Consider the following 14,291-nt stretch of genomic DNA (forward strand, 5'->3'; position numbering starts at 1 on the left):
CTGGAAGCATCACCGCGTCGCCCTGGTCAGGGGCGACGCGGTCGATCAATTGCCTGCCAGGTCCTGCTTCACCACTACCGTGCAAGTAATCCCCGCCGCCAGTAACACGCCCTCTGGCACCTCATCAATATGAATCCGCACCGGCACGCGCTGCGCCAGCCGCACCCAGTTGAACGTCGGGTTCACGTCGGCAATCAGTTCGCGGCTTTCCGGGTTGTCGCGGTCGTAGATCCCGCGCGAAATGCTTTCGACATGACCCTTGAGCACTTCGCCGCTCATCAATTGCATGTCGGCTCGGTCACCGATTTTGACGTGCGGCAACTTGGTTTCTTCGAAAAAGCCGTAAACCCAAAATGAATTCATGTCGACCACGGCCATCTTCGCCTCGCCGATGCGTGCGTAATCGCCGCGATGCACATTGAGGTTGGTCACGTAACCGTCCACCGCCGCACGCACTTCGGTGCGTTTGAGGTTGAGTTCGGCGGCTTCCAGTTGCGCCTGGGCGTGTTGGTAATCAGCCAGTGCGGCGTCGGCGATGTTGCTGGCGTCGTCGCGGTTCTCTTTAGAGATCACCAGATTGTCGAGGTCGGCGCGGCGATGGGCGTTGACCTTGCGCATTTCCCAGGTCGACTTGCGCGAAGCGACCAGTGACTGCGCCTGCTTGACCGCAATGCGGTAGTGCTCGGGGTCGATGCGCATCAGCAGATCGCCCTTTTTCACCAGTTGGTTGTCACGCACCGGCACTTCGACCACTTCGCCGGTGACGTCGGCGGCAACGTTGATGATGTCGGCGCGAACGCGGCCATCGCGGGTCCACGGCGTGTTCATGTAGTGCTCCCACAACGTGCGGCCAATCCACAGCGCCAGGGCCAGCACCAGCAGGGTCGCGAGCAGGCTGAAAAACTTTTTCATCAAGATGTTCTCAACGGTAGACAGTCAGCGCCATGGCGCCGAACAGACAGGTAAACAGGCTCAGGCGCAGCAGCGCCGGGTGCCAGAAAAAGCGGTACAGGTCGAACCCCGAGAGGAAGCGGTCAACTGCCCAGGCCAATCCCGCAGCAATGAAAAACATCAGGGTCATGGTCGGCATGTACACGCCGTGGAAGGCGATTTCACGAGGCATGGGCAAGTCCTTCGGGCCTGGCGGGAGCGAATTCGGCCAGGGGTGATTGCGGGTCGAGCAACGAGGTGCGAATAAAGTGCAGATAGCTTTTCACCCGGCGCAACGCGGAGGTATCGAAGTGCGGCGCGAACGGCTCATCGGTGGCGGCGACGCGGCTGATGGCGTGATCGACCGCGACCAGTGCGCGTTCGAGATTGCTTGCGTTCGGCTGCAGAAACAGGCGCACCAGCGCACGCCCCATCACGCGGATTGCCTGACGCCACGGCTGCGATTCGGCATACGCCGGGTGCACCGGCAGGATCGCCTGCTCCTTGCGCAACTCGATGATCGCGTGGCCGACTTCCAGCACCACGAACATCCAGCGCAGCAGACTCTTCTGCACCTTCGGTTGCCCTGCCGCGAGGCCATAGGCCTGATGCAGCAGATCGCGGGTGCGGCTCTCGAAACTCGAGGCCAGGCCTTTGAGTTTTCCACTGATCGCATAGACCACTTGCCCGCGCAGATCCTGCTCCAGGCGCTGCCACAGCCAGCGACTGTTCGGCGGCAGAATAATCGCCCCCGCCGCAGCACACACGAGCATGCCCATGACCATGGCGATGTAGTCGTTGATGAAGGTGTAGGGGTTGTAGATCGTGAGATTGTCCGGCACTGAACCAGTGCTGAAAAAAATCAGCAGGCCCAGTCCGACCCCGGCGTATTGCGGCCGCGAGGCGAGGAACGAACCGAGCACGATCACCGGCGCGAGCATCACGCAGAGCAAGGGGAAACCGTCGATCCACGGGAAGATGAAAAACATCTCGACGAAGCCGATCAGCGCGCCGAGAAAAGTCCCGCAGGCCATTTGAAAAGCCATGCGTTTCGGGTTCGGTGTGGCGGCGGAAAGACCGACGGTGGCGGCGGCGATCAGGGTCATGGTCGCCCCGCTCGGCCACGCGGTGGCGACCCAGTAACTGCCCAGCACAAGCAGAATGAACGAGGCGCGGATCCCCGAAGCGGCCGCCGCCCACCAGTTGGTTTGCGGGGTGAACGGCTCGTCCCAGCGTTCGCGTTCGTGACGATGCTCGCCCAGCGACGCGTGGGTCTGCGCATAGCTGTGCAGGTCATCGACGAAGCGGTAGAGCAATTCGTAGGCGGTGTGAAAATCCAGTTGTTCGGCTTCGCTCGGAGCAGTGTCCTGAAAGATCCCGCGCAGGGTTCGGACACGTGCCGGCAGACCTTCCTTGTAGGTGGCCAACGCGGTCGCCAAACGTGCCGCATCCGGGCTGGTCAGCGCGCGACCGCTGAAGCCGTCGAGCACTTCGGCGAGGTCCTGCAAGCCCGGTTTGATCGCTGCCACGACGTGCTCTTCGCCATTGCCGTGCAGGCGTTCGAGCAATTGATGCAAGGCGTTGAAGCGCGTGGTGATGCCCATGAACTCGCTGTTCAAACGACTCAGACGACCGTTGCGCCGGCGCATGTGCGGGTCTTCGAACACGGTCACGCTGCGCAGCCCTTCCAGGCCGACGGCTTCAGCAATGAAGCGCACGTTGCTGGCTTCGAACGCTTCGGCTTTGCTGCGCCCGCGCAAGCCGTCGGTGACGAAGAGCGCGAACACACCGAAGCGCTGATACAAGGCGTTGCGCATCGCCGCACTGGCGGTCTGCGGCAGGATCGCCGCGCTGATCAGCGTCGAACAGAGAATGCCCAGCGAGATCTCCAGCACCCGCCACACCGCCGCCATAAAGGCGCCGTCCGGGTGCGCCAGCGCCGGCAGACCGACCATCGCTGCGGTGTAACCGGCGAGCACAAATCCATACGCGCGAAAATTGCGGCAACGCGCGGCACCGGCCGAGCAGATGCCGACCCAGATCGCCAGCGAGCCGAGAAACAGCTCGGTGTTCTGCGCGAACAAAGCGATCAGCGTGACCATCATCGCCGACCCGGCCAGCGTGCCGAGCAAGCGATAGAAACTCTTGGCGAACACCTGGCCGCTCTGCGGCTGCATGACGATAAACACCGTGATCATCGCCGTACGCGGTTGCGGTAGTTCCAGACGCATCGCCAGCCATAGCGTGAGAAACGCGGCGAGCAACACCTTGAAGATATACACCCAGGTCACGCCATCGCTGCGTGCCCAGTCGAAAAAACCGCGACGCCATTCCAGGGAGTGGAGCCAGCGCAGGGGGGCGGGCAAGGAGGTCATTGAAAATACTCAGGCATGCAATGCGGACTCGAAACCTGTGGGAGCGAGCCTGCTCGCGAAAGCGCAGTCTCAGGCAACATGTTCATTGACTGATACGCCCTCTTCGCGAGCAGGCTCGCTCCCACAATGGATGCTGTGTTCAACGCAGGAGCGCCGGGGTTTTCGGGGCCTGGGTCTGCGCGGCTGTCGGCACGTCATTACCCGCACCGAGGCCTCCCCCCAAGGCAGTCACCAGCTCGGCATGCGCACTCAATCGCGCGGCCTGCACTTGCTGCTGAACCTGCTGTTGCTTGAACAGCAAGGTCTGCGCATTCAGCACATTGAGGTAATCGGTGAGGCCGCGTTGATAGGCGATCATCGCGATGTCGTAGGTCTTCTGTGCTGCGGCCACGGACTCGGCGGCGAAGTTCTGCTGCTTGTCCATCGACTCGCGGCGGATCAACTGATCGGAAATGTTCTTCAGCGCGTTGATCAGAGTCTGGTTGTAGTGCGCCACGGCGATGTCATAACCGGCCGCCGCTTCGCCCAATTCACCACGCAGTCGGCCGCCGTCGAAGATCGGCAACGAGATCGCCGGGCCGACGTTGTAGTTGAGTTTCTTGCCGGTCAGAAACTCCAGCGCGCCGCCGCCCGTGGCCATGTAGCCGAGGCTGCCGACCAGATCGACGTTGGGGTAGAAACCGCCGTGGGCAACATCAATGCCACGCGCCTGCGCCGCCACTTGCCAACGACTGGCGACCACGTCCGGACGCTGCCCGAGCAGTTCGGCGGGCAATGCCGTGGGCAACTTCAACGGCGCCGCGAGGGACAGCGTCGGCCGTTGCAGTTGCGCCGCAGCGCCCGGGCCTTTACCGGCCAGCGCTGCAATCTGGTTGCGGCTAAGGGCGATTTCCTCGTCCAGCGCATCGAGTTGGCGATGGGTTTCGGGCAGCGGCGTTTCGGCCTGGCTGACTTCGAAATGCGTGCCGATGCCACCGCTCAAACGCTTCTGCGCCAGATCGAGAATCTGCTGTTGCTGCCTGAGCATTGCGGCGACGATGTCGCGCTGGGCGTAATGCAGCGACAACTCGATGTAGGCGCGGACCAGATTGCTCTGCAGTTCCAGCTGCGCCAGTCGCGCCTCGGCCACGCTCACATGGGCCAGATCCACCGCGCGTTCACTGGCATTGCGCTCGCGGCCCCAGATGTCGAGGGCGTAGCTGAAGCCGAGCGCGGCGTTGTTGTCCCATGTGGTGGTATTGGCCAGTTCGCCGGGGCCGTAGAACTGATCGGTCGGCCAGTTGTGTCGCTTGAGGGTCGACTCGCCATTGATCTGCAACGCCTCGGCCGCTTCGGCAACACCGGCCATGGCCTTGGCCTGACGCACCCGCGCAGCGGCCATGGCCATGCTCGGGCTGCCTTGCACGGCGAGGTCGATCCAGCGATTAAGTTGCGCATCACCAAACGCCTGCCACCATTGGGCGCTGGGCCAGTGGGCGTCTTTGGCGGCCTCGGCAATGGCCGCGTCGGTGGCCAGTGAATCGGCCGCGAGTGCCTCGCCGTGAGGGGCAATGCCTTGGGTAGAGATGCAGCCGCCGAGAGCCAGGGTTAAAGCCAGAACACTGAGCGGCAAAAGCGCTCTGTTGATGCGACGCGGCACAGCTGCGAATTCCTGAGAAAGGGATCAATCGAGGGACTTGTGTAGGAGCTGCCGAAGGCTGCGATCTTTTGATCTTTTTAAAGACAACATCAAAAGATCGCAGCCTTCGGCAGCTCCTGCAGGGATCGGCGCAATTCTATGGAGCTGCCTCTGCGGCGATAAGCTGGGATTTCTGTGAATCTTTGTTACGGTTAACGAGATAATCCCTTGGTCGGGGGTCTCAGCCCCTGAAACTTCGTGTCACAATTTGCCATCTCCCTTGAGAGCACCCCATGGACACTTTGCAAAACATGCGCGCCTTCAGTTGTGTTGCCGAAGCGGGCAGCTTCACCGCCGCCGCCGTGCAACTGGACACCACCACCGCCAACGTCTCGCGCGCGGTCTCCAACCTCGAAGCCCATCTGCAAACCCGTCTGCTCAATCGCACAACCCGGCGCATCGCCCTGACCGAAGCCGGCAAGCGCTACCTGCTGCGCTGCGAACAGATCCTCGCCTACGTCGAAGAAGCCGAAGCGGAAGCCAGCGACGCCCACGCGCGCCCGGCCGGCCAGCTGAAAGTGCACACCATGACCGGCATCGGTCAGCACTTCGTCATCGACGCCATCGCCCGCTACCGCAAGACCCACCCCGACGTGACCTTCGACCTGACCCTGGCCAACCGCGTGCCGGACCTGCTCGACGAGGGCTACGACGTGTCCATCGTGCTGGCCAGCGAACTGCCAGACTCGGGCTTCGTTTCGCAGCGCCTGGGCATCACCTACAGCATCGTCTGCGCCTCGCCGGCGTACGTGAAAGCCAACGGCGCCGCACAGAAACCCAGCGACCTGCTCAACCACGCCTGCCTGCGCCTGGTCAGCCCGGTGATCCCCCTGGAGAAATGGGCCTTCGACGGCCCGGACGGCCAGGAAACGGTCACCATCAACAGCTCGCCGTTCCTGGTGAACTCCGCCGACGCCATGAAAACCGCCATCACCAGCGGCATGGGCGTCGGCGTGCTGCCGGTCTACGCCGCCATCGAAGGCCTGCGCAACGGCACCCTGGTGCGCGTGATGCCGAACTACCGCTCGCAGGAACTCAACCTCTACGCGATCTACCCGTCGCGGCAGTACCTGGATGCCAAGATCAAAACCTGGGTGGAGTACTTGCGTGGGTCGTTGCCGGAGATATTGGCGGCGCATCAGGCGGAATTGGTCGCGTATGAGTTGAGCGGGAGTCTGGCTGGCGCGCGCGTCGCCACCTGACTTTAAACACCGCTGACTTCGTGCAGGAGCTGACGAGTGCAACGAGGCTGCGATCTTTTGATCTTGTTGTTTAAAAATCAACGGATCGCAGCCTACGGCAGCTCCTACATCGCGGTGTTTACGGGGAAGTTTCCGACAGGTTTTGCAGGTTGTCCGTCGGAAGAGCGCTGGCTAGGATTTGGCGGTTGCTGACGAATCAGCGACCGGGTCTGGAAAACCCGCAGGATCACAGCGCATGACATAATGCCGCGCTCTTTCAGCGCCGGTATTCAGTTATGGCGGCTGTACGTGGGAGACCTTCGGGTCTGCCGGGTTTGATCCTTTGCCGGTTTTTCCAGTCCGCGTACAGCTGCCACCCCTTTCGCCTGGAAAACGAAAAAATGGCAGCTCCATAAATCCAAAAGGATCTTTGCCATGTTCAAACCCACACCCAATCCCCCCGAATCCGCAAGCACCTCACCCTACCAATCCCCCGACTCAACGAAACTCCACGACGCCGCCGAGCGTGCGCTGGATCACTACCTCAAACCGTCCGCCAGCGCGCAGCAAAACCACAAACCCAGCACCATGTTCCAGGTCGCCCCGGACCAGGACAACGAAAGCCTGCTGGCCCACGCCTGCGAATCCCTCGCCTCGGCCAGCATCATGAGCAGCGACATCGCCGCCCACGTCGACAGCCCACAACGGCACACGATATTGGCCATCCAGCAGGTGATCATGCTGGCGGAACTGGCGGTGAACCGCGTGCTGGATAACTACGAAATCCATCAGCTCCCGTCACGCAGCTGACCTCCCGGGAGCGAGCCCGACCGCGAGGGCTTCGGCACATTCAACATTCGAGGTGTCAGATAAACCGCTTTCGCGAGCAGGCTCGCTCCCACAGTTGGAATGCGTGCACCAGTGAGAAACAGGTCGGCTGTCAGGCCGCTTTCGCTGGCAAGCCAGCTCGCACAGGGACGGGGTGAATCTGGCAGGGATGGGTTGGCAGTGGAGACGCCTTCGCGAGCAGGCTCGCTCCCACAATTCTGGATCGTATACATCAGCAAGATATGAGTCGGCTGTCAGGCCGCCTTCGCTGGCAAGCCAGCTCCCACAGGGACAGGGTGAATCTGGCAGAGAGAGGTTGGCTGTGGAGACGCTTTCGCGAGCAGGCTCGCTCCCACAGTTTGAATCGAGTACATCAGCGAGAAACAGGTCGGCTGTCAGGCCGCCTTCGCTGGCAAGCCAGCTCCCACAGGGACGGGGTGAATCTGGCAGAGATGGGTTGGCAGTGGAGACGCTTTCGCGAGCAGGCTCGCTCCCACAGTTTGAATCGAGTACATCAGCGAGAAACAGGTCGACTGTCAGGCCGCCATCGCGAGCAGGCTCACTCCCACAAAAGCAAAGGCAAAGCAGCGCAGCTGCCCGCGGCGCAGCCGCCCCACTCAACAATGAGCGCAAGCTCGAGTGCTTTTGATCTTGATCCACCGGCGACGTCGGAAGGCTGAGTGGAGGGATTGATCCGGGCGTGGGAGCGCAGCGACCGTACGACGCAGTCGTACACAGCGAGTGTAGGTGCAGCGAAGCAAACCGGAGCCGCTGCGCCCGGATCGATCCCGCCGCGAAGGAACCCGAGCCTGCGAGGGCCGAACGCAGGAGCTAGCGTTTTTTGCTTACTTTTTTAGGCGCTTGTAAAAAAGTAAGTCGCCGTCAGGCGAAACCGCCAGCCGCCGCCCCGAAACCTTCGGATATTCACACCAGACAAACCCAAGGCATGGCCGGCCCAGAGGCCGCCAAGACAACCCGAGCGAGAAAATGTTAGCGTGCTTGCAATCAAGCCCCGACGAGCCCAAGCCCAATGAAAAAAACAGTCCTGGCCTTCAGCCGCATCACCCCGCCCATGATCGAACGCCTGCAAGAAGAATTCGACGTCATCGTCCCCAACCCCAAGACCGGTGATATCAACGCCCAGTTCAACGAAGCCCTGCCCCACGCCCACGGCCTCATCGGCGTCGGCCGTAAACTCGGCCGCGCACAACTGCAAAGCGCAACAAAACTCGAAGTGGTCTCGAGCGTCTCGGTCGGCTACGACAACTACGACCTCGACTACTTCAACGAACGCGGGATCATGCTCACCAACACCCCCGACGTGCTCACCGAAAGCACCGCCGACCTCGCCTTCGCCCTGATCATGAGCAGCGCCCGCCGCGTCGCCGAACTCGACGCCTGGACCAAGGCCGGGCAATGGCAGGCCAGCGTCGGCGCCCCGCTGTTCGGCACTGATGTGCACGGCAAGACCCTCGGCATCGTCGGCATGGGCAACATCGGCGCCGCTGTCGCCCGGCGCGGGCGCTTCGGCTTCAACATGCCGATCATCTACAGCGGCAACAGCCGCAAGACCGAACTGGAAGAGGAACTCGGCGCGCAGTTCCGCAGCTTGGATGAACTGCTGGCCGAAGCCGATTTTGTCTGCCTGGTAGTGCCGTTGAGCGACAAGACCCGCCACCTGATCAGCCATCGCGAACTGGCGCTGATGAAGCCGAGCGCTATTCTGGTCAACATCTCGCGCGGCCCGGTGGTCGACGAACCGGCACTGATCGAAGCCCTGCAAAACAACCGCATCCGCGGCGCCGGGCTGGACGTCTACGAAAAAGAACCGCTGGCCGAATCGCCGCTGTTCCAGTTGAAAAACGCCGTGACCCTGCCGCACATCGGCTCGGCCACCACCGAGACCCGCGAAGCCATGGCCAACCGCGCCCTGGCCAACCTGCGCAGCGCCCTGCTCGGCGAACGGCCACAGGATCTGGTCAACCCGCAAGTCTGGCGCGGCTGAAAAAAGGGCCGGCGCAACATTATGCCGGCCTTCACCTTACATAACTTGCAACCGAACAAAAACGCCAGACCAAGTAACAGCAATATAAGCTCTCGCAACTTATCAACTTATTGATTAATTGCCATGGAGAGCCAACCTCGTGAACACCCTGACCACCGACAAACTCATTCGTTACAGCAAAGTCATCTTGATGGCTTATATAAGTTTCTTTGGCCTGCTGGTGATGATCCATAACTTCACTGACTATGAGTCCAACTACACTTACGTTGCACATATCCTGAGCATGGACACCACCAACGCCAGCGAAAACATCATGTATCGGGCCATTGATTCGCCGATGATCCATCACCGGATCTACTGGTTCATCATCACCATGGAAGTCACCTATACCGTGCTTTGCCTGATCGGTACTTACCAGTTGTATCGCTACATCGATGCATCGCCAGCGGCATTCCATGAAGCCAAGAAGTTTTCGATCATGGGTATATTGGTCGCCATCTTCATTTATTACGTGTGCCTGCAAACTGTAGGTGTCGAATGGTTCGACATGGACACTTCGCAATCCTGGAATGCCAAGGACTGGGCAAGGCATATTGTCGATTTCATCTTCCCGGTAATGATCTACATCACTTTGAAAGTTGAGCGCTGAGTATCAGCGCTCGCTTTATCAAGCCAACTTCCCTTGACCTGCAGACAACAGCACTTTCGGTTTACGAAACACCAGCACGTTGCCCAACATCACCAACACCAGCCCGACCAGCGCCGGTGCGGTCCATTGATAACCTTCGGCAAACACCGACACGTTCAACGCCACCACCGGGAACAGCACCGTGCAGTAAGCCGCCCGCTCCGGGCCCATGCGCCCGACCAGCGTCAGGTACGCGGTGAAGCCGATCACCGAGCCGGGGATCACCAGATACAACAGTGCCCCGACATAACGCGGCGACCAATCCATGTCGAAGGGTATGCCCTTGATCAGACACCACACCGTCAGCATCGCCGCGCCGTAGGCCATGCCCCAGGCGTTGGTGGTCAGCGGTCTGAGGCCGGCCTTCTGTTGCAGGCTCGAAAGCATATTCCCCGCCGAAAAACACAAGGTGCCACACAGCGCCAGACCCAGCCCCAGCAAGGTTTGCGGACTGGCCTGATGCCCGGCCAGTTCCGGCCAGAACAACAGCCCCAGACCGAACAGCCCCAGCGCACCGCCCATCAACACATTGCGGGCAATGCGCTGGCCGAAGAACACCCGCGCATTCAGCGCGTTCCACAACGTCGCCGTAGAAAACACCACCGCCACCAGACCACTGGGTATCCACTGGCTGGCGGTCAGAAAACACATGAAGTTCACGCAGAACAGACAGAGCCCTTGGGCCACGCAGATCAAATGGCCTCGGCGGTTCATCGGTTGCAGGCGCCGGCTGAGCAGCAACAACGCAAACAACACGAACGCGGCGAGGCCGAAGCGATAGACAATCGACACCGGAATTTCGACTACGCCCAATTGCCATTTCAAGGCGATCCAGGTGGTGCCCCATATCAGCACGGTCAGCAGGTACAACGACAGGTTCATGGCCAACACTCCTTAAACAGGCCTTGAGTGTCTGCCTCGGGCAGCCTTCGACGCTTGCACAATCTTGCGCTTTTGTCTGGCGGCTGGCTGGCAGGGCGGCGTCTACGGAGTAGGATGCAAGGCGTTGGAGAGAACCGAACATGGCCGCAATTGACACCCTGCAAGTCTTTCAAGCCCTCAACCGCTCGCCGAATGCACGCCTTGTGCACAGCGCCGAGCTCGGTGACGGCATGTCTGCGGCTTTGTGGACCAACCACCACGATGCCCAGGAATACGAAGCGCCAAGTCATCACACACTTTCGTGCTACGTCGCCGGCGGCACCGGCACATTCCGTCGTGGCCAGCCGGGCCGCAAGGGCGGGCCGGACAAGCTGTGCATCCTGCCGGCCGAGCATGAATCGGGCTGGGTGATCAATGGCGACATCCGCTTGGCGCACCTGTATTTCAGCGCCGAACAATTCGCCCTCGGTTGCGTCACTTTGCTCGATCGCGAACCGCGCGAGATGCAATTACGCGAACAGACTTTTCTTGAAGATCCGCAGCAGGCGCAGCGCTTTCGGCAGTTGCTGAACCTGAACTGGCAAGAGCCGGCCGAGCGCTTGCTGACCAGCAGCCTCGCCCACGAATTGATCAGCCACACCTTGCTCAGCCAGGTGGGTGGGCGACAGGGCTTGCGCTTGAAGGGCGGACTGGCGCCACATCAGCGCCGACAACTGGTGGAGTTCATCGACAACCAGTTGAGTGAAGCCATCAGCCTCGGGCAACTGGCCGGGTTGTGTGCGCTATCGGAATATCACTTCGCGCGGATGTTTCGCCTGAGCTTCGGCCTGCCGCCGCATCAATATGTGCTGGCACGGCGCTTGAGCCGGGCGCGGGAATTGTTGCGCGCCACGGCGCTGCCCTTGGGGGAGATTGCGCTGGCGTGCGGGTTTGCCAGTGCGAGCCATTTTACCAATCGGTTCAGGCAGGTTTTAGGTGGGACGCCGGGCGAGTATCGGCAGGCGTTTTTGCGTTGAGCCCTTTTCCCCTCACCCCAGCCCTCTCCCAGAGGGAGAGGGGGCTGACCGAGTTGTCTTGCACTGTACGTCGACCTGAAACACCGAATCGATTATGGATTCAAAGCAACACGTTCAAGTCGGTGTACCTCTGGAATATCCCACGGTCAGTCCCCTCTCCCTCCGGGAGAGGGCTAGGGTGAGGGGCTTTTGATCTTGCCTCAAAACTCCAGCGTGCTGGAAAGCGAAACCTGCCGCGAATCCCCCATCGACACAAAAAAGCGGCTCGCCGAAGAGGTGTAATAAGTGCGATCAAACAGGTTCTTCACGTTCAACTGAAACTTGACCTTCTGCCCCTCAACCGTGGTGTCGTAAGTGGCAAACGCATCCGCCACGGTATAGCTCGGCAGGTCAAAATCATTCACCGCGTTGCCGGCACGCTCGCCGACATAGCGCGCGCCCGCCCCGACACGCAACTGATCGCCGCCAAACACATTGCCGAAGTCATACACCGCCGACAGCGAGCCGGAATTCTTCGCTACGTTTTGCAGGCGCTTGCCTTTGTATTCCGGGTCTTCGGTGACTTCGGCATCGGTGTAGGCATAGCTGCCGATGAGGTTCCAGTGCTCGCTGAGTTGCCCGCTCAGGTCGACTTCCAACCCACGGGAACGCACCTCGCCAGCGGCGCTGTAGATCGTCGTCGGACCTTCGGAGTTGGCCACCAGTACGTTGCGTTTCTTGATGTCGAACAACGCGATATTGCCGGTGATGCTGCCCGGCATATCCAGTCGCGCACCCAGCTCCCACGACTTGGCTTCTTCCGGCGCGATGCTGCCGTCGAGCACGGTACTGCTGCCGCTCAGCGGGGCGATGGTCGAGTTGGGTTTGAACGATTCAGTGTAACTGCCGTAGAACGATAAGGCGTCGGTGTAGCGATACACAAGACCGGCGCGCGGTACCCACTTCTGGCCATTGCTGTCGGTATTGGCCTTGAACGGCACGCCTTTGCCGGCGTACTGGTCGTACTCCTGAAAACGTCCGCCGGCGACCAGAATCCACTGCTCGTTGAGGTGAATCGAATCCTGCAGGAACAGCGAATCGCTGCGCAGCTTATCGGTCTGCGCACTGTCGGGCGCACTCACCGTAGTGCCCATCACTTCGCGACCATACACCGGGTTGAGATAGCTGAAGGTGGTCAGGCTTTTCTGCCGGATCAGATCTTCGCGGTAGATCTTGCGGTACTCGTCATCGACGCCGAACACCAGATCATGCTGCATGCCCAGCACATTCACTTTGCCTTCGAGGCTGGCGGTGGTGAAACGATCGGTGCTGATCGCGTTTTGCGTGCCGTCCATGCTCCGCGTCAGTGTGCCTTTGTTGGTGTCGATCGCCGTCACGCGCACTTGGCTGGCGTCGTAGGTTTCGCGGTTCCAGCTGTAGCCGAAGTGGGCTTTCCAGTCGTCGTTGAGTTCGTGGTCGGCTTCGAAATGGTAGAGGTCCGAGCGCCCTTCCATGTCGTTGAACGGCTCGTCGAGACGCTGCTTGCGCGAGATATCCAGCGGATGGTTGGTGCGCGGATCGATCAGCGTGCCACGGTCGAAGGGGGTGAGAAACTCGCGGTGCTCGTAGGCGAACAACAGCTTGGTGCGCTCGCCGTACCAGGCCAGCGACGGTGCGATCAGCGTCTCGCGGTGGGTGCCGAAGTTGCGCCAGTAATCTTCGTCTTCGTGATCGACGACCATGCGATAGGCGAAGCCGGAATCGCCCAGCGCACCGGTGCTGTCGAAGGCGCCACCGCTACCGTTCTTGCCGTCACCGTAGGTCGAACCGCGCACGGTCACGGCATTGTACTGGGTCAGTTCCGGCTTCTTGCTGACCAGGTTGACCACGCCACCCGGATCCTGAATCCCGTAGAGCAACGAGGCCGGGCCTTTGAGCACTTCGACGCGATCCACGGTCGCGTTCATGCCACGGCCCTGCACCAGCGGCATGCCGTCGCGCATGATCGAGCCGTTGCGGTTGTCGCCGAAGCCGCGAGTCATCACCGAGTCCTGCGTACTGCCCAAAGTGTTGCCCTGGGTGATGCCGCTGACATTGGCCAGCGCGTCATCGAGATTGCGCGGCGCCTGATCGCGAATGACCTGCGCCGGGATGACATTGACCGTCTGTGGAATTTCTTGCAGCGACGCCGATGAGCGCATCACCGAACTGGTTTCCGGCGGCTGATAGCTCATCGATTCGTCGCGCGTGGACGTGATGGTGGTGGCGCCGAGATTGAGCGCCCCTTCGGTCGGCAACGGCTCCAGCGCCAGGGTATGACTGTCGGTGCGGCGAAAGCTCAGGCCGGAATTGCCGAGCAGGCGTTGCAGAGCCTGTTCGGCGCTCATCTGGCCGTTGACTGCCGGAGCATTGAGGCCGTACGGCGCTTCATCGGTGTAGACCACGCTTTGCCCGGTCACGCGGCTGAAGTCGCTCAGGGCTTGCGGCAACGGTTTCGCGGCGAGGGCAAAATTGAATTGCTGTTGCGCCTGATTGCTCACAGCTTCTGCCGCCAGCGCGATACTCATCGGCAGCAATGCCAACGCGGAAAAACTCAACGCCGACATGCCCAACCACTGTTTGACCGAACCGGATTTTGCCCTGGACTTCATTGCTCAATGACCTGTGTAGAACCGCAACGGATGCGAATGGCTCGCAGTTTCAGTCACTACACGGATGGGGCTCGGGGT

Annotated in this window: 11 protein-coding genes; 5 read left to right on the top strand and 6 right to left on the bottom strand. The window is 60.9% G+C overall.

Translation table 11 applies throughout. From position 1 onward, the window contains the following. Positions 1–45: 45 nt before the first annotated feature. The 4 genes from ACV8MC_RS02060 to ACV8MC_RS02075 form a co-directional block, all read right to left on the bottom strand. On the bottom strand, positions 46–912 hold the full coding sequence (locus ACV8MC_RS02060) for an efflux RND transporter periplasmic adaptor subunit (RefSeq protein ID WP_236168112.1): 867 nt from the start codon (positions 910–912) through the stop codon (positions 46–48). Between the two features lie 10 nt (positions 913–922). Continuing rightward, the gene (locus tag ACV8MC_RS02065; RefSeq protein ID WP_016771611.1) at positions 923–1,123 is read right to left on the bottom strand and encodes a DUF1656 domain-containing protein; all 201 of its coding nucleotides are present in this window, start codon (positions 1,121–1,123) and stop codon (positions 923–925) included. Beyond that, positions 1,113–3,305 (bottom strand): FUSC family protein, encoded by a 2,193-nt coding sequence (locus ACV8MC_RS02070; RefSeq protein ID WP_457264310.1) that lies wholly within the window; start codon positions 3,303–3,305, stop codon positions 1,113–1,115. The genes ACV8MC_RS02065 and ACV8MC_RS02070 overlap by 11 nt, the downstream gene beginning before the upstream one ends. A gap of 139 nt (positions 3,306–3,444) precedes the next feature. Continuing rightward, on the bottom strand, positions 3,445–4,944 hold the full coding sequence (locus ACV8MC_RS02075; protein ID WP_457264312.1) for an efflux transporter outer membrane subunit: 1,500 nt from the start codon (positions 4,942–4,944) through the stop codon (positions 3,445–3,447). A gap of 272 nt (positions 4,945–5,216) precedes the next feature. Between ACV8MC_RS02075 and ACV8MC_RS02080 the strand changes: the two genes are divergently transcribed. From ACV8MC_RS02080 to ACV8MC_RS02095, 4 genes are all read left to right on the top strand, one after another. Next, a complete protein-coding gene (locus ACV8MC_RS02080) occupies positions 5,217–6,185 on the top strand; it encodes a LysR family transcriptional regulator (protein ID WP_024011667.1) in 969 nt (322 codons plus the stop codon). A 414-nt stretch (positions 6,186–6,599) separates the two neighbouring features. Beyond that, positions 6,600–6,974, top strand: a complete 375-nt coding sequence (locus ACV8MC_RS02085; protein WP_150742824.1) for a DUF6124 family protein — start codon at positions 6,600–6,602, stop codon at positions 6,972–6,974. A 1,048-nt stretch (positions 6,975–8,022) separates the two neighbouring features. Further along, a complete protein-coding gene (locus ACV8MC_RS02090; RefSeq protein WP_122601877.1) occupies positions 8,023–8,997 on the top strand; it encodes a 2-hydroxyacid dehydrogenase in 975 nt (324 codons plus the stop codon). 139 nt (positions 8,998–9,136) lie between these two features. Further along, positions 9,137–9,646 (top strand): DUF2165 domain-containing protein, encoded by a 510-nt coding sequence (locus tag ACV8MC_RS02095; RefSeq protein ID WP_073473697.1) that lies wholly within the window; start codon positions 9,137–9,139, stop codon positions 9,644–9,646. 18 nt (positions 9,647–9,664) lie between these two features. Here ACV8MC_RS02095 and ACV8MC_RS02100 read toward each other — a convergent pair whose 3' ends face one another. Further along, a complete protein-coding gene (locus tag ACV8MC_RS02100; protein ID WP_457264315.1) occupies positions 9,665–10,567 on the bottom strand; it encodes a DMT family transporter in 903 nt (300 codons plus the stop codon). A 140-nt stretch (positions 10,568–10,707) separates the two neighbouring features. On the opposite strand from ACV8MC_RS02100, the gene ACV8MC_RS02105 reads away from it, so the two are divergent. Beyond that, entirely contained in the window at positions 10,708–11,583 is an 876-nt protein-coding gene (locus ACV8MC_RS02105) for a helix-turn-helix domain-containing protein (protein WP_457264317.1), read from the top strand. Between the two features lie 200 nt (positions 11,584–11,783). Here the strand turns inward: ACV8MC_RS02105 and ACV8MC_RS02110 are convergent, their stop codons facing one another. After that, a complete protein-coding gene (locus tag ACV8MC_RS02110; RefSeq protein ID WP_305382249.1) occupies positions 11,784–14,213 on the bottom strand; it encodes a TonB-dependent siderophore receptor in 2,430 nt (809 codons plus the stop codon). Positions 14,214–14,291: the final 78 nt, after the last annotated feature.

The sequence above is a fragment of the Pseudomonas sp. PK-RTE-24 genome (assembly GCF_054052265.1).

Coding starts and splice junctions, on each gene's coding strand:
- ACV8MC_RS02060 (WP_236168112.1), bottom strand. CDS start 912: ATGAAAAAGTTTTTCAGCCTGCTCGCGACCCTGCTGGTGCTGGCCCTG.
- ACV8MC_RS02065 (WP_016771611.1), bottom strand. CDS start 1,123: ATGCCTCGTGAAATCGCCTTCCACGGCGTGTACATGCCGACCATGACC.
- ACV8MC_RS02070 (WP_457264310.1), bottom strand. CDS start 3,305: ATGACCTCCTTGCCCGCCCCCCTGCGCTGGCTCCACTCCCTGGAATGG.
- ACV8MC_RS02080 (WP_024011667.1), top strand. CDS start 5,217: ATGGACACTTTGCAAAACATGCGCGCCTTCAGTTGTGTTGCCGAAGCG.
- ACV8MC_RS02085 (WP_150742824.1), top strand. CDS start 6,600: ATGTTCAAACCCACACCCAATCCCCCCGAATCCGCAAGCACCTCACCC.
- ACV8MC_RS02090 (WP_122601877.1), top strand. CDS start 8,023: ATGAAAAAAACAGTCCTGGCCTTCAGCCGCATCACCCCGCCCATGATC.
- ACV8MC_RS02100 (WP_457264315.1), bottom strand. CDS start 10,567: ATGAACCTGTCGTTGTACCTGCTGACCGTGCTGATATGGGGCACCACC.
- ACV8MC_RS02105 (WP_457264317.1), top strand. CDS start 10,708: ATGGCCGCAATTGACACCCTGCAAGTCTTTCAAGCCCTCAACCGCTCG.
- ACV8MC_RS02110 (WP_305382249.1), bottom strand. CDS start 14,213: ATGAAGTCCAGGGCAAAATCCGGTTCGGTCAAACAGTGGTTGGGCATG.